The sequence below is a fragment of the Slackia isoflavoniconvertens genome, assembly GCF_003725955.1.
In the GTDB taxonomy this organism is placed as follows: Bacteria; Actinomycetota; Coriobacteriia; order Coriobacteriales; family Eggerthellaceae; genus Slackia; species Slackia isoflavoniconvertens.
This window is the reverse complement of the sequence record NZ_QIBZ01000001.1, coordinates 193,440-209,884: the sequence shown is the minus strand read 5'-3', so window position 1 is coordinate 209,884 and position 16,445 is coordinate 193,440. Positions and strand designations below refer to the sequence as shown.

Here is a 16,445-nt window from a genome sequence, read left to right as displayed (position 1 = left end):
CTACTCATCCCTATCGCGCTTGCGACGGGCGACGACAAACCACACAGTGGCGGCAGCAAGACCAGCAACGCCGACCGCCAAAACAATGTAAGGCCAAATGGGAGCGCTCTCAGTTGAAGATGCGCCGTCGTCTACAGCAGCCGCCGATTTGGTGGCAGCATCGTTTTCGGCCTTAGAAGAAGAACGCGCCGTAGCCTTGTCGAAAGAAGACTTTTCATCCTTGCTGGAGGCAGATTCGTCAGACTTCGCATTCGCATCGGCGCTATCGCCGGCAGCCTCGTTGGAAGCAGCCGAAATCGGCGTGGCCGAAGGGGCAACCGAACCGGCATTCGAAGCACCGGCACCCTTGGAGCCGCCGTTGCCGTTCGAGCCATTGCCGCCACCATTATTGGCGCCATTGCCATTGTTGGCGCCACTGTTGGTGCCGGAACCGTTGTCATCGCCGCCTGGCACAACAACGGGGTTCTGTTTCCAGCCGGCATACAGCGTAAACGCTGCGGTCACAGGGGTGTCGAAGTTATAGGCCTGAGTGCAAGCTTCATCGGTGTACCAACCGGTGAAAGTGTAGCCATCACGCTCGGGGTCGTTCGGCCGCGTCATTTTCTTGCCCTTGGCGGGCGTTGCGACCTTCGTGTCGTCGCCAAAATTCAGCGTCACCTTACACCCTTCAACGCCCTGCAGCGCAAACACGGTACCCGAATCGTTGCTGTAATACAGATTGCCATCGGCATCGGCAATAACACTTGCCGTACAGTAATTCGCATTGCTGCCCGACGGCGTATAGATTGAAGTAACCGACTTGTCGTTCACACTATAGCGGTACAGCTCGCCCGGCCTCTTATTGGCGGTGAAGTACACATACGTGTCGTCACCCTGAACAGAAGCCAGCGGGGACGCCTTCACTTCGGCATATTTTTCGGTCTTGACGACATCCTCAACCGACATAGTAGCCAAATCGATTACCGCCAATTGCCCAACTTTGCTCGAGTCGTTGCCGCCAATAAACGCCTTGCCATTCGCAATGGCGGGCGTAGAGGTAGACGTTCCGCCAAACTCTACCGACGAAACCACTTGCAGAGAACCACCGTCGCGAACAACCTTGAACAAGGTTGCAGGCTCTCGACCTACAGCCAAGAATGTCTCTTTGCCGTTTTCGATGCCAGCGGAAACGATGGTAGCGCGACATGGAACAAGGGAGCCGTTCGCGGCAACAAGAGCCGCAGAGGATTTCACCTCGCCAGTCGAACCATCAACCAGCTTCACCTCGCCCGATTCGTCGCCAATAACAAGGTCGTTGCCCGAGGCGCATGCGCCAGCCCAATAATAACCTGCTCCGAAGTCGTCTGTGCCCTTCACCGTGGCGTTCTGCCACTTCACGGCGCCGGTCGCAATATCAACGCACACCATAGCGCCCGCGCTCGCTTGCCCCGTTGCGCCCGCTCCGGCAACAAATTCGGCATACACGCATCCATTGGCAACCGTCATGGTCGAATTAGCCTGGTAACGACCCTTTTCGGAAGCAGCCAAAGGCTTCGTCTTCCACACGCACGTAAGCGTGTCGGCCGTAAACGCCGCAATGGTTCCGTCGTCGGAAGCACAGATAATCAAACCATCGGCATATACCGGACGCGAGAAGTAGCTGGTCGTACCGCCCTTCTTCACACGTCCCACAATAGCGCCATTGGCATCGATTCTAATGAGCTCAGAGTCCGACGTTACGAACATCTCGCCGTTCACAATAATCGGATCGCCGATGGAAACCCATTTATCCGATTCAGTAGCCAAATTCACCGACCACTTCAAATCGGCAGCATCGCCCGGAGTGGGCACATTCACCAGCGTACTGTTGCCGCCGTTGCCGAAACCGTTCCAATCTGCGTCGTAATTGGGACGCGCCGCGCCCGGGTCGACAATCACATCATCGGAAGGATTGTAGTCCCAACCAGAATAGATCCATTGGACGCTCATTCCGGCCTTCAGCTGAACGCCGTCGGCGCCCTTGTCAGACGAAGCGCCGTTAATGAACAACTGCCAATAGCTGCCCTGAACCGGGTTGTTCCACTCATACGTAACACCCGCATGAGTAATGCTCGATAGGTAGAACGAGGGGCCCGTAATAAGGTAATCGTCTACCGAACCGTTTTGCTTCGCTTCGCTCAGCAAGCTTTCGGTGAGATCCGCAACGGTAGATCCATTCGGCATTTTCGCCTTGGCATTGTTCATCCACACTGCGGTGTTGCCGTTGACATCGGGGCCGATGAAGCTCATGCTCACCGATACGTTTGCCGTATCCAGGTCTTCAAGCGACGCCCCGTCAGCGGAATAATACAGAACCACGGAATCGCCCGCGTTGAGCGAAACATGGTTGGCATATTCCGATGCCGCTTGGCCGTTCACAAACAGCTGCCAGTATTTCTTGGTGTCGAAATTCCAACCAAGCTTCACGCCATCGGGCGACGTAACGTCGGACAGCATGTAGAAATCCGGGGCATAGTATGAAGTATGTTCGAAGCCGGCTACATCAAGCGCCTGCTCAATCAAGGCATCGGCGGTAGAACCGTAAGCAATTTGCTGAGTGCTGTCAGACCAAATTTGCGAGAACCCATCGGCGTCTTCGCCAACCAGCTCGAACGAAACTGCGATTTTCGGGTCGCTATGGTCGGTCGTGTCCACGACGCGATAGGTCGCGGTTACTTCCTGGTTAACCAAGCTCTGGAGCTTGGCGTTTTCAGGGTGCGCCTTGGCGAGCGATTCGTACTTCTCGTACGTTAGGTTGCTCGTAACCGTAACCAGCGCATCGGCGGAAGGTCGCTTCAGGCGCAGCATTTCATCGGAGATAATGCTTGGGTCGCTCGATTTATAGGTGCGCCAATTCGTTCCAGCCATCGAATCGTAGCCGGGCAAATCGACCGCGCGAATGCCGTTGTTGGTATCGTTTTCATACGCACGCGAGTACGTAATTGAACCGTCCTCGGCCTGAGACGCCTCACGGAATGGCGACAGATTTTTGTCCACGCTGTCGGGCGATGCGTTATCGCCAAGCAGAGCATTGCGGTAACCGGCCTTCACGCTCTCCATGAACGAGACGGCGGCATCGATTTCAGCCTCGTCAATCGGCTTGATGTCGATAGCAATGTCGCGCGTCGCGGTAATGCCATCACGCGTCAGAGTGGCGGTGATGGTGGCCTGATTCGTTCCGCCCTCGATATCGCGCGTCACATACACGCGATATCCGTTGACCTTTGCCACATCGGAATTGCTCGAGGAATACGAGATTTTGGCATTGCCTGCGCCAATTTTGCCTACGCGCGGCAACGTAAAATCGGCTTCCACGGCAGACGGGTCGACGGTTTCCTTCGTGGAATAATCGGTCAGCGTAATTTTGGCAAGAGCGTCCTCGAGCTCTTTCTTTTCCGCAGCAATTTGCGCATCAGACTTCTTGGAAACCGATACGGCGTAATCTTTGGAAAGACTCGTAGACGGGGCGTTTCCATAACCGGGCACCACAAGCGTGGCCCGCGCAGTCAACGTGGCGCTCTGCTGCGTATTTCCATGAACGTACGCGACGGAATACACCGTGTTGTAGCTATCGTCACAGGACGATGAGACCTTCGCGGCAGACGAATTACTCGACAACCACGCAACTTCGGCAACCTTCTTGCCATTCGCATACAGCACCGAAGGAAGCGATTCGCTCGAAGTTTCGGCCGAGGCGACTCCCGACGTCAAAGAGCCAGGCACATCGGCGCTCGAAAGTAACTCGTCGAGATACGACTGCACCTTGCCATTATCCCAGCCGAACGTTGAATAGCTGTCGGCTGCGTAATCGACCGAGGCATCGCCAAGCGTCAGTGTATACGTGGGCTTAAATTGACGAAGAATCGAATAGTCGGAATTGGTGGTTTTATCTGCCGGAGACAAGAAGAAATACGTTATGTCGCCTTCAGGCGAAATGCCGCCAAGTTGCTTAGGGTCGGTGCTATTGTATTCAACCTTCTTCAGCGATACACGAACGCCAGACCAATCTTCACCCGCATAGCCGCCCCATTCCTTAATTTTGGCGGCAAGCATATCGCAAATATTGGAATCGGTGCCGTAGGTGGGGTTGGGGCGCCATCCGTTGTTGTAAGTAACCGATTTCGCTTTTGCCACTATCTTGGCAAGCGTTTTTTGCTCCTCGGTTTGAGGAGTCTCGGGAGTCGTGGAATTCGCCTCAATAGCCTTTGCCAAGGAATCGGTATTCTTATAGTTGCTTCCATAGAATACGCGGCAATACACGTATTTTCCGGCGAGGTCGGCGGCGATTTTCAGCTCGCGCGACGTAGCATTCTCAATCGCGGTATAAGACGAGGTAGAGTATTGGTTCGAACCGACATACCACTGGTAGCGCAACTGAGCATACTCGGAGGACGTTATTTCCTCATCGTCGCCGTAATCATCCTCCTGATAGGCAGCCACACGAATGGTATCTCCAACCTTTGCGGCGGGGCTCGACGCGTACGAGAGCGTTCTATCCTTTGCATCCACGATGGCAACAGAGTCGATATACACCGTGGATTGCGTCGCGATATCACTAAAATCGGCATATGCGGCAACCGCAAAGCTGGGCTCGATTGCAGCGGGTAGTTGCGCGACCACGCTTGCGCCAGCATTATCCGCCGGAACCTCTTGTGCAACAGGTTCTTCCGCAACGGATGCCTCGTCAGCCGAAGCATCTTGGCTTTCCTCGTCGGAGGCGCTCAGCGCAGGCTCGGCAGAATCGGCCCCTGTGGCATCGTCGCTAGCCAAAGCCGCGCTGGGCGTCATGGAAACGGCCAGCACCACCGACATGCATGCCGCCAGCGCACGCTGCCACAGCGTTGTGTTCAATGAGTTTTGCGCAGCCGCAGATGGCGGCATGTCCGCACCCACATGAGAGTGCGTCGCATCGCCCGCTTTCGTGCGTGCGAAATATGGTCCGAATCTCATCGGTACCTCACTTCCAGGGCTCAGTGCGATGGATGAGTGTTCCGACTTTGCCTCACTTGAACGGCCCACGTGCCCGCGGTTTTACTTGCAAGCCATTGCAACATGGAGCATGCACATCATAACTATCGCATGCACGCTCTCTTACGCAACGGCCAACCCGTCCATCAGCGTATACGGTTCCTGGTAGAGCGCAGGACTCTCACCCGCATTCCCTCAAGCGTGCACGCTCTTCGCCCACGCCCGCATCGTGCCCGACGCAACCATCTTTGCCAATAACCCCTGGATTCTACCATGACTCGTATACGCATGCGCAAAAGCACCCTCGAATGTGGCATAGTTCCGCAGCATCAAATCGCACTTACGCTCACGCCTTCTGTTTTCCCAGGCCAAAGAGCCGGTAGCACGACCACATCCAAGCCCACTACGGCACAGCGCCAGAAAAGAGCCAAACATGCCACATTCGAGCCCCTTTTTATGCAAAAGTCTTGATCAGCTGGCATCCAACAATATCCACCCAAGAAGTCTCTTCTTAACGCTCGGCTTCCAACAATGCCCCGCTCAAAAAGCCCATTCCGAAGACGCGCCATCCAATATGCTTGCCCAGAGTATCCCCCATGCTCTGCGCGCCATCCAATCCCGAAAGCATCCCCTTCTAGACAGAAAAAAGCCGCCCCACAAACGTGGAGCGGCTTTCTATAAAACCATGCGAAGTTTCAACCGGGCTTGGGTTCAACCATCCCAAGCCTTCGATCAAGAACGTGCTCGGCGCGAGGTTTACTCAGCGGCCTCTTCGGTCGCGGGCTTCTCAGCCTTGGGAGCAGCAGCCTTCTTCTTGGGCTGACGCGGCTCGGGAGCCTGAATGGTCTCGTCGACCTCAACCTCAAAGCCCAGGTCGTGAGCAGCAGCCTTCATGGACAGGCTGATGCGACGACGGTCGGGGTTGATGTCCATAACCTTGACCTTGACGTCCTGGCCGACCTTGACGACCTGCGCCGGGGTGTCGATGTGCTTGGCAGCCATCTCGGAGATGTGAACCAGGCCCTCGACGTTGTTGCCGAGCTCGACGAAGGCGCCGAACGGAACAACCTTGGTGACCTTGCCATCAACGATGGTGCCCACGGGGTAGCTCTCGATGAGCTTCAGCCACGGATCCTCGGTGGTCTGCTTCAGGCCGAGCGAGATGCGCTCGCGCTGCAGGTCGACGTCGAGAACCTCAACCTCAACCTCGTCGCCAACCTTGACGACCTCGGAGGGATGGTTGACATGGTTCCAAGACAGCTCGGAGATGTGAACCAGACCGTCGATGCCGCCCAAGTCAACGAAGGCGCCGAAGTCGACGATGGAGGAAACGGTGCCCTTGAGGCGCATGCCCTTGACGAGCTTGGAGAGGATTTCGGCGCGCTCGTTCTTGCGGCCTTCCTCGAGCAGCACGCGGCGGGACAGCACGACGTTGTTGCGGTTGCGATCCATCTCGATGACGCGAGCTTCGATTTCGGTGCCCAGGTAGGCGTCGAGATCTTTCACACGGCGAAGGTCAACGAGGGAAGCAGGCAGGAAGCCACGCAGGCCGATGTCGAGGATGAGGCCGCCCTTGACGACTTCGATAACCTCGCCGGTGACGGTCTCGCCGGCCTTGAACTTCTCTTCGACGCTGATCCATGCGCGCTCGTACTCAGCACGCTTCTTGGAGAGGATCAGGCGGCCGTCCTTGTCTTCCTTCTGAAGAACAAGAGCCTCGATTTCGTCGCCCAGGGCAACGATCTCGGAGGGATCGGCATCCTTGCGGATAGACAGCTCGCGAGCAGGGATAACGCCCTCGCTCTTGAAGCCGATGTCGAGCAAGCACTCGTCATGCTCGATCTTCACGACAGTGCCCTTGACCAGATCGCCTTCGTCGAACTCGGTCAGGGTGCCATCGATCATCGCGTTCATCTCGTCGTCGGAGATGTCCTCGAAATCGATGACATTCGTGTTCTTGATTTCGGTCAAAACGGACCCCTTTCAAGTACAGGGACCCTTCGTCATGGTGGTTGAACTCAACATGTCTCGGGGGCCTACAGATACAAACCCGCTCGGTTTTCCGAACGGGACCTGGCACCTTTCGGCGCACAAGCTCGGTTAGTTTACCATAACGCGCACGTTTTCGAGACCCACTATTTTGCGCATATGCGCAGCTTCACAAGGTTTTTGCAAACCGCGTCGGTAAGCGGTCGCAGCCCTCCGCCGCAGCGGTCAATCGCAATTTTCGGCTCGATCGTTCAGCCGAAGCATTTGCTTCCAGCATCCGGCGCAGCTTCCAGCCTCAACGCCGATCGAGGCGATCGATCGCAGCTTTCGATTTCAGCGTTCGGCCGAAGCGTTTAGTTCCGACTGCTGCACAACGCTCAATCACCACCGCGGATCGCAACCTTCAGCCGCCGCCTCCCGTCGAGGCGCCTTCCGCATCGCTTGCTTGCGGCGTTTTCAGTCCAGTAAGCCTACTTGGCCTTAGCGGGCGCGTCGAATACGCCAGCGCAATGCGGGCAACGTGTGGCGCCTTCCTTGACTTCCTCCAAGCAATACGGGCACACGGGCGCAGCCTTGGGAGCTTCTTCTTCCTTGCCCGTAAGCTTGCTGCCCAAATCCTGAGCCTTGTTCACCGCTTTCACGAGCAGGAACACAACGAAAGCAACGATGAGGAAATTGATGCAGGCGCTGATGAACGCACCGAAGTCGATGTCGGTGCCGGGAACAACGAGGCCCGAAATGGTGTCGGCGCCGCCGCCTGCGATAACCGAGATGAGCGGGTTGATGATGTTCGTGGTGAGCGCGGTAACGATGGACGTGAATGCGCCGCCGATGATGACCGCAACGGCCAAATCCATCACGTTGCCGCGGTTGATGAACTCCTTGAATTCGCTGAAGAACTTCTTCATGGCGCTTCCTTCCTTTCTTTGCCTGCGGGCACATTGTAAACGCAGCGGGACAGAAAAAGAGGAAGGCCTCGCCATAGGCGAAGCCTTCCTGCGCATGATATGTTTTACCTGATTTTCGGCGTTATTTCACAACGAGCACAGGCACCTTGGTTGCGCCGAGCAGCTTATGGCTCACGCTACCCAGATACTGCTTCATGCCAGAAAGCCCGCGCGAACCGATAACCACCATGTCATAGCCATTCTTTTCGATAAGCTTGGCGATTTCCGATGCGACGTCGGTTCCCAAAACAAGCAGCGTGTCCACGCCGTTTTGCTGATGCTTTCCTTCGAACTGATTCAAAGCGTCGGCGAGCACCTCTTCGGCGTCAGATTTCATAAGGTCCAAAATCGCGGCGAAGCTCGAAGCCTGATCATCGGAAAGCATGGGAATGGAGACCACGTTCACGATGTCGAGATGAATGCGGGCGTCGGACGCGATGAGGTCGGCGGCGGTGTCGATTGCGCGCTTCGAGGTCTCAGAGCCGTCATAGGCGACGAGAATGTTCTTCATGGCAAAAACCTCCTTCTTATGTGCGCTGGCGACAATCCCCTGCCAACGCTCGTCTCAAGTATAGCGCTGCACGCCCGCAAATACGCCTGCTGGCGAAACGTTATTCGGCCGTTGCCAAAGATGCCGCCGCAGGCTCGAAAACCTGTTAAACGCTACGAGCATTTAACAGGTCGGCGGCCTCGCTTACTCCGCGAGCTTCGCGCGCAGGATGCGCAGCGCGTTGCCGCGATGGCTGATAGCGTTTTTCTCGTCTTGGGAAACCTCAGCAAGCGAGCGTTCAAAACCAAATTTCTCGGGCATGAACATGGGGTCGTAACCAAAGCCCTCGCTGCCGCGCAGCTCGTGCCCAATGCGGCCTTCGACCGTGCCCTCGACCGTCGTTTCGTCTCCCGCCTCGTTGATGAATGCGAGAGCACACACGAAGCGCCCCGTGCGCTGCTCGTCGGGCACACCCTCAAGTTCGGCGAGTACCTTGGCGTTGTTCGCGGCATCGTCGCCATGCGTGCCCGCATAGCGCGCCGAGTACACGCCCGGCCTGCCATCGAGGGCATCGACTACAAGCCCCGAATCGTCTGCGAGCGCGGCCATGCCCGTGGCCTCGTGGGCAGCGCGGGCTTTGATGAGCGCATTGCCGACGAACGTATCGGCGTCTTCCTCGGGCTCGGGATACGACTCAACCTGCGACAGAGTCAGAAACTCCCAGCCCGGAAAGTCGAGCGCGGTCTCGATTTCTTCAACCTTGTGCTTATTGTTGGTTGCAATGACGACTTTCATTTCTCTTCTACTCCATTCCGCGAACAAAAACGCGTGCGCCACAAATCCCGCACGCGGCCGCTTTCCTGCTATTCGATGCCAAGCACATCTTTCTGAGCGGCCAGCAGCACCTTGATGCCCTCTTCAGCCACATCCAAGAACTCGTTCAAACGGTCGCGCGAGAAGCTCACCTGCTCGCCGGTGCCCTGAATCTCGACAATCTCGCCTTTCGCGTTCATCACGACGTTCATGTCGATTTCGGCGTTCGAATCTTCCTCGTAATCGAGGTCGAGCATAAGGCGGCCTTCAACCAAACCAACGCTGATGGCGGCAACCTGGCCAAACAAGGGGTTCGTCTTAATGCGGCCTGCGGTCTTCCACATCTCGAACGCATCATAGGCCGCGACCCACGCGCCCGTGATGGCGGCCGTGCGCGTGCCGCCATCGGCCTGCAGCACGTCGCAGTCGATGGTCATGGTCACCTCGCCGCCCATAGCGTTCAAGTCGCACACATTGCGCAGGCTGCGACCAATGAGGCGCTCGATTTCCATGCTGCGACCATTGCGGCCGTTCGTCTCGCGGCGCGTGCGTTTGTTGCCCGCAGCGGGAAGCATGGCGTATTCGGCCGTAAGCCAGCCTTTGCCCGAGCCTTTGCGCCAGGCTGGCGCACGATCTTCGATGGTAGCGGTGCACAACACACGCGTGTCGCCGAATTCGGCAAGACAGCTGCCGTTGGCGTTCTTCATAATGCCGCGCGTAAGCTTCACGTCGCGCATCGCGCGATCGTCGCGATCGTTTGCCCTGTTAGCAAGCATGGTTTCCTCCTATCAAGCGGGCAAGCCCGCATACATACAGAAAAGGCCGACGCGACGTCGGCCTTCAGATTATAAGCGAGAAAGATCGATATGGGTCGGGCGCTCGATGGGTTCGCTGAACACCCGCGACCCGAACGACTGGAATTCATCCAGATTCGGCGCCGAGGTGAAGAACTCGTGTTTTGCGATATTGCCCTCATGGGCAAGCTCACCGCGCATGCTCAACGTTTCGCGCACCTCTTTCGCCATTTCCTCGGCGGAAGAAACGAGCAGCACATTGTGGCCGATAACGCCGCCGATAAGCGCTTTAAGCATGGGGTAATGCGTGCAGCCAAGCACGAGCGTGTCGATTTCGCAACGACGCAGCGGTTCAAGATAGTCGCGGGCAATTTCCTGGAACGCCGGGCGAATGTAAACCTTGCTCGCAAGGCTCGTGAGGTCTTCGATGGGGCCTCTCGACATGCGAATTCCCTGCTCGACGATGTCGACGAACTTCGGCGTAGCCGTGGAAAACACCGTGATGCCCGCGTCGATATTGCGAATAGCCTGAGGATAGCAGCCCGATTCAACCGTGCCCTTCGTGGCGATGACGCCCACGCGGCGGTTTTTCGTCGCACGCGCGGCGGCGCGAGCGCCAGGAATAACGGCGCCAATCACGGGAATGCTGAAACGTTGCTGCGCGTGTTCAAGGCCCGCAGCGGTCGCGGTGTTGCACGCGATAACGAGCAGCTTCACGTCGCGGCCAACGAGCCATGTGCAAATTTGCTGCACGAAGCCATCGACCTCGTCTTGGCTGCGGGGGCCATAGGGGCATCGCGCCGTATCGCCAAAATATACGATGGATTCCTCGGGCAGCTCCTTGGCGATTTCGCGCGCCACCGTAAGACCGCCAAAACCGGAATCGAAGATACCGATAGGGGCGTCATTAAACGGCCTGTTTGATAGTACCCTGTCAGAAGAAACGATCATGCATCCTCTTTTTAATCAATGCCCAGTTTATTTGCCCTGGGCTGAATAATGTCGCTCGTTACCAAGCAATTGCCATTTTCATAATAAAGCCTATCGCACAAACCGTAAAACGAGCATTGGCACGCACGCGAATAGCGGAATCCAAAATGCGCGGCAAAACGGCGATTAGACGGGCGCATGCCTCCTTAAAAGCACGAAAGCGCACGTCAGAAGCCTCTTTTGCCAAGCCCTCAAGACGCCCAACCCTTACGGACATCCACAAAAAACGCCGCTCAAAAGAACGGCGTTTATTGATTCTGGTGGAGGCGCGGAGAATCGAACTCCGGTCCATACTACGTTCTTGCTCAGGCTCTACAAGCTTATTTCGCGATCGAATTTCGGAAGATGTCGGTTCGCGAACCAACGTCGAGCTTCCTAGCCCGTTCTTTCTTTTCCAAAGCCATACAGACTACGTGCTTTGAAGCAGTCCCCTGAAATGACGTCGCGCTCGAGTCGGGGACAACCCGAGGTTGACGTGCCAGGTGCTATTAAGCAGCCATGGCGAGCGCAGGAGCGCTCTGATAAGATTTTTTGCCAATTAACTTGACTTTACCCCTGTTTAACGTGGCGAGGAGACCACGACCTGCTCCTCAGTTCAAACGTACCATGTCGAAACCAGTCGCCCCCAAATGCGTGCCGCGCGGGCACCGAGGGTACTGTCCACCATGCGATATGCTTTTGTCAAGCACCATGCCGGGTTGCCCCAGCGGAAAACCTATTGTATCGAGGCGGCGGCCAATGTCAAATGCCGACACGCTCCTGAAACCTTATTTCAACAGTTCCTTGAGGTTCATGCCGCCCGTGATGTCGTCGAGGGCTTCCTTCAAATCGCGCGCCGCAAGCGCGGTCTCGCGCGCAAGCTCGACGCCGCCCTTGGCAGCATTCTTCACGTCGCCCTGCGTGACGCCCTTGAAAAGGACTTTATCGTCTTCGTCTTCCTCTTCGGCCGGGCACCAGTCGTAGTGCTCGCAGTTATCGCAGTCGCCATCGCAGCCATCTTCGTAATACGCCTCGGCGGCAGCCTTCGCGGCACGTTCCTCATCGGTGAGTTCGACGTCGTTTTCCTCTTCGGCCTCGACTTCAACGGCCTCGTCATCCTCGTCTTCGACCTCAACTTCAGCGGCTTCGTCGGCCTCCTCGGCGGCTGCGCCCTCAGCGCCCTCGTCGACGTCGGGAGCCACGGCTCCCTCGCCTTCAGCTGCGGCAGACTCGGCCTTCGCGTCGTCGGCATCGTCCTCAAACACGCCGTCGAAATCGTCAGGGCACCAGTCGTAGTATTCGCATGTCTCGCACTCGCCGTCGCAGCTGGTTTTGTAGTATTCCTTCCACTTTTCGGTCATGAGCGCATTGTATTTCTCCTGCAGCTCATCGTATTCGGCGTCAGAATGCTGCGGCGCTGCCGGCTCGGCAGACTTATCGCCTTTGCTCTTCTTGGACTTCTCGTCTTCAGGCATGACGATCTGCCTCGCGGCGTTTTTTGCCACGCGACTGCCCAAGCGAGTTGCTTTCCTGAAAATACCCATGTATGAACCCCCTGTTCAAGCCCCGCAGGGCACCTTGCCAATTAACGAGAACGCATCTTCAACGCACGAGCGATTTCGCGTTTGGAATCGCGTTCCGCCATCGCCTGGCGCTTATCATGCAGCTTCTTGCCACGGGCAAGCGCGATTTCAAGCTTCACCAAGCCATTTGTCGAGAAGTAAATTCCAATGGGAACAATTGCCAGTCCCGCCTCGCGCGTTTTCTGCTCCAAATAGCGAATCTGCTTGCGATGAAGCAGCAGCTTGCGCTTGCGGTCGGGGTCGGGATTGTTCAAATTGCCATGCGAATACGGCGAGATATGCAGCCCGTTGAGCCACGCCTCGCCCTTGCGAATGAGCACGAAGCAGTCGGTAAGCTGGCAGTTGTTCTCGCGCAGCGAGCACACCTCGGTGCCCGTGAGCGCGATGCCCGCCTCAAACGTTTCAATTATTTCGTAATCGTGGAAAGCCTTGCGGTTTTTCGCGATTTGCTTCTTTTCGCGCGCCACGCGCCACCTCTCATTCGTGCTTCACGCCGCCGGAAAACGCGGCAGCTCGCGCCATTATACCGTTCGATGCGCTCATGGAGTGTCATGCAGATTAAGGAAACCGCCCCTACCCCTGCAACAACTCGTACAAATCGTCGGCATCGAGCGATGCGAGCGAAATTCCGCCCGCGCCCACAACTTGGTCGGCGAGTTCGCTTTTCGTTTGCTGCAGACGCACGATGCGCTCCTCGATCGTGTTTTTCGCCACAACCTTCTCGACGCTCACCACGCGCGTTTGCCCAATGCGGTGCGCGCGGTCGGTCGCCTGGCTTTGCGCCGCGGCGTTCCACCACGGGTCGGCATGAATCACGACCGACGCGCCCGTAAGGTTCAAACCCGTGCCGCCCGCCTTCAGAGAAACGAGAAACGCAGGGGTGTCGTCTTCATTGAACGCATCGACGAGCCGCACGCGCTCTTTCTTCGGCGTAGCGCCCGTGATGGAATAATGTGCGATGCCAGCCTTGCGCAGCCGTTCGGCAATCAGCTCAAGGAAACTCGTGAATTGTGAGAACACGAGCGTCTTTTCCCCGCCCTCCACGGCGGACGAAACCAAATCGACAATCGCGTCGAGCTTGGCGGAAGGCCCGCGGTAATCTTCATACACCAAACGCGGGTCGCAGCACAACTGGCGCAAGCGCGTGATTTCGGCGAGCACCTCGACGGTTGACACAGGCTTTCCCGCGGCGCGGGCCGCTTCGCGTTCTTTGCGGAACATGCGCTGCGCGGTAAGCTCTTCGCGAAGGCGCTGCTCGTGCGCGTCGTAGAGCTTCCTCTGCTCGACATCCATGTTCGCATACACCACCGATTCGAGCTTATCGGGCAAATCGGTGAGCACGTCGGCCTTCAAGCGACGCAGCATGAAGGGGGCGACGATGGCCTGCAGCCGGCGAGCCACCGCGTCGTCGCCGCCCACGATGGGAGACTCGAAGCGCTCGCGAAAGCGCGCATAAGGTCCCAGCAACCCGGGCATGAGAAAGTCGAAAATGCTCCACAGCTCCGAAAGACGGTTTTCCATAGGCGTGCCCGTGAGCGCGAACTTGTGGTCGGCTTCAAGGCTTTTCACCGCGCGCGTCGTGAGCGCAGCGGGGTTTTTGATATATTGCGCCTCGTCGAGCGCGCATATGAACAGGCGGTGGCTCGACCAATCGTCGATATCGATACGAAGCAGGTCATATGAGGTGACCAGCACGTCAACGCGTCGATGGCCGCCGAATGCCTCGAGGCGCGCAGCTCGGCGCTCTTGCGCGCCGCCCGCCACGGCGACCACGGAAAGCTCGGGCGCGAATCGCTCGAACTCGGCCGTCCAGTTGTACACAAGCGACGCCGGGCACACGATAAGGCTCGGATACGGCTGCCGCTTGGCATGGCGGGCCAAAAGAAGGGAAATGAGCTGCAGCGACTTGCCTAAGCCCATCTCATCGGCCAAAACGCCCCCAAAATCGGCATCGCAGCGCGCCGAAAGCCAACGGAAGCCCGACTCCTGATACGGCCTGAGCACCCCTGCAAGCGTTGGCGGCACAGCATAATCGGCCTCGTTCACGGCCTTGAAGTGGTCTATATATTCCTGAAAGCTTCGATCACGCTCAAGGTTCGCTTCTTCGTTCAAATAGAATGCGCGATATGCCGGCAAAAGCGCCTGCCCGCTCGCAAGCTCGCGCGCCGTAAGGCCCAAATCGCCCGCAAGGCGATCGAGTTGAGAAAGATCGGCTTCCTTCAAATCGATGAACGCGCCCGAACGCAAGCGGTGGTAGCGCTTGCGGCGTCGATAGCTCGAAAGCAGCGCTGAAAGCTCCGACGCCGGCAAATCGCCCGCATCGACCACAAGGTTAATCAAGTTGCCCGAAAGCGATACGCCCATAGTAACGCGCGGCTTCACGTCGCGAATAAGACGATCGAACGCGGGCGTGGTGAACACCGTACCCGCCTCGCGGAATTCCACAAGGCCGCCGAAAAGCAGCGCGCCCACCGCATCTCCATCGGAAAGCGCGAGCGATGTGCCTGCACCAAAATAACGCGCGGCAAGAGAGCGAGCCTTCGCTTCGCGCTTCACATCGCGCACGGGAAGAGGCACACCCACAGGCTCGGGGCGATCGGTGAGTTCGCCCACCAAATCGTAACGAATCGCGCCATACACAGCCTGGGCGCGCATAGTCACGCTCGTTTTGTCTTTGTCGAAAAAGAACTCGAGCGAGCACGTGACAGGGCGGTATTTATCGATATCGGAAGGAAGGTCGACGCGCAAACGCTTCTCAATCGCAGGCAACGCCGTCGCGCAAAAAAGCGGCATGTCGCGCTCGGCTACAAAGGGGCGGTTTTCCTCGCTTCCATAAACGCCGCGTAGAAAATCGGCGCACTTCATGAAGTCGTTCGAACATCGATAGAATTCACTGCCGCCAAGCCACACGAAAAGCTTCGAACCACGGCCCGCAAGCCAAATGCGGCTGCCGCGCTCAACGGTAAAGCCGCCCCGCGACGAGGGCCGAACCGCAAGCGCGATTTCAGGGTCGGCATCGATCACACGCACGCGCGCCACGCTCGGTGCAATGCCATCGGCGCCTTTGATGGAAAACGTCTCGCCCGCCAGGGCTGAAAGCACATCGACCATATCGCTTTCGGAAAGGGACATGGTACGGCCAATGCTCGGAGCAGCGTATCGCCACGAGGAAAGCGGTGCCGTACGGCGCTGGGCATCGACAATGCCCGCGACAAGCTGGACTATCGCGCGACCGCGCTCCGTGAAACGCGAAGGCACGTGGGTGAATGCGAGCTTCTTTCCATACTCGAAAAACGTGCCCTCATCGAGGCGGCGGCAAAAATCGGAGATGTTCTTTACGATGTACGTCGCATCGTCGGTCGCCACGCGCAACCCCATGGACCATTCGCCGTATTCCACGGTGAAATCGCACAGCACATCGACGCTTCCATCGGGCGTGTCGTCACGCTCGAGGCGTTCGGCTCGCTCCATGAACGCAGCGATGCAGTCGGAAGATACGGCAGAACGATCGCGGCGAAAGCCCGCATAGCTATCGGAACGAGCTGCGTAATCGAGCGCGAGCGCCACGGCATGCTTGCACATGCCGTCGTACTGAAACGCCGCCGGACACGTACAGGAGTAATCTTCGACGAAATCGGCGCCCTCGTTGAGCTCGACCATAACGCGGTAGCCTTCGGTTGAGCTCGTTTGGGAAGCCACGACCGCGTTGATGATGGTCGACTCGCCATCGTAGCGCACGCGGCGATCGTATACCGAGCGCCCGCCTGCAGCAATCGAGCGCCCGCGATGCAAAACGCGCGGCGCGCACATATGAGAAAGCGATTCCTCAGAAAGCACGATGGCCCCTTCCCTACGGTATTGCGAACCTTGAGTA

Annotated in this window: 11 protein-coding genes and 1 other RNA gene; all 12 read right to left on the bottom strand. The window is 57.5% G+C overall.

Annotation, left to right across the window (positions count from 1 at the left end):
- A complete protein-coding gene (locus tag DMP05_RS00945) occupies window positions 1-4,968 on the bottom strand; it encodes a DUF4430 domain-containing protein (protein WP_123218744.1) in 4,968 nt (1,655 codons plus the stop codon).
- Window positions 4,969-5,742: 774 nt separating this feature from the next.
- Window positions 5,743-6,957, bottom strand: a complete 1,215-nt coding sequence (gene rpsA, locus DMP05_RS00940) for a 30S ribosomal protein S1 (RefSeq protein WP_114616003.1) — start codon at window positions 6,955-6,957, stop codon at window positions 5,743-5,745.
- A gap of 488 nt (window positions 6,958-7,445) precedes the next feature.
- Window positions 7,446-7,883: a large conductance mechanosensitive channel protein MscL gene (gene mscL, locus DMP05_RS00935; RefSeq protein ID WP_123218743.1), complete on the bottom strand. Its 438-nt coding sequence runs from the start codon at window positions 7,881-7,883 to the stop codon at window positions 7,446-7,448.
- Window positions 7,884-8,004: 121 nt separating this feature from the next.
- Window positions 8,005-8,433, bottom strand: a complete 429-nt coding sequence (locus tag DMP05_RS00930) for a universal stress protein (RefSeq protein WP_123218742.1) — start codon at window positions 8,431-8,433, stop codon at window positions 8,005-8,007.
- A 183-nt stretch (window positions 8,434-8,616) separates the two neighbouring features.
- Entirely contained in the window at window positions 8,617-9,207 is a 591-nt protein-coding gene (gene rdgB, locus DMP05_RS00925) for an RdgB/HAM1 family non-canonical purine NTP pyrophosphatase (protein ID WP_123218741.1), read from the bottom strand.
- Between the two features lie 68 nt (window positions 9,208-9,275).
- Window positions 9,276-10,001: a ribonuclease PH gene (gene rph, locus DMP05_RS00920; protein ID WP_123218740.1), complete on the bottom strand. Its 726-nt coding sequence runs from the start codon at window positions 9,999-10,001 to the stop codon at window positions 9,276-9,278.
- A 69-nt stretch (window positions 10,002-10,070) separates the two neighbouring features.
- Window positions 10,071-10,970, bottom strand: coding sequence for a glutamate racemase (murI, locus tag DMP05_RS00915; RefSeq protein ID WP_114615998.1), 900 nt, complete (start codon window positions 10,968-10,970; stop codon window positions 10,071-10,073).
- Between the two features lie 58 nt (window positions 10,971-11,028).
- Window positions 11,029-11,301 (bottom strand): hypothetical protein, encoded by a 273-nt coding sequence (locus tag DMP05_RS09780; protein WP_153070631.1) that lies wholly within the window; start codon window positions 11,299-11,301, stop codon window positions 11,029-11,031.
- Window positions 11,268-11,636, bottom strand: a transfer-messenger RNA (tmRNA) gene (ssrA, locus tag DMP05_RS00910). The genes DMP05_RS09780 and ssrA overlap by 34 nt, the downstream gene beginning before the upstream one ends.
- Before the next feature lie 140 nt (window positions 11,637-11,776).
- Window positions 11,777-12,505 carry a hypothetical protein gene (locus DMP05_RS00905; protein WP_123218739.1) on the bottom strand — a complete coding sequence of 243 codons (729 nt, stop codon included), beginning with the start codon at window positions 12,503-12,505 and terminating at the stop codon, window positions 11,777-11,779.
- Window positions 12,506-12,573: 68 nt separating this feature from the next.
- Window positions 12,574-13,038: an SsrA-binding protein SmpB gene (smpB, locus tag DMP05_RS00900; protein ID WP_114615995.1), complete on the bottom strand. Its 465-nt coding sequence runs from the start codon at window positions 13,036-13,038 to the stop codon at window positions 12,574-12,576.
- Window positions 13,039-13,144: 106 nt separating this feature from the next.
- Window positions 13,145-16,408, bottom strand: a complete 3,264-nt coding sequence (locus DMP05_RS00895) for a DEAD/DEAH box helicase (RefSeq protein ID WP_123218738.1) — start codon at window positions 16,406-16,408, stop codon at window positions 13,145-13,147.
- Between the last annotated feature and the right edge of the window lie 37 nt (window positions 16,409-16,445).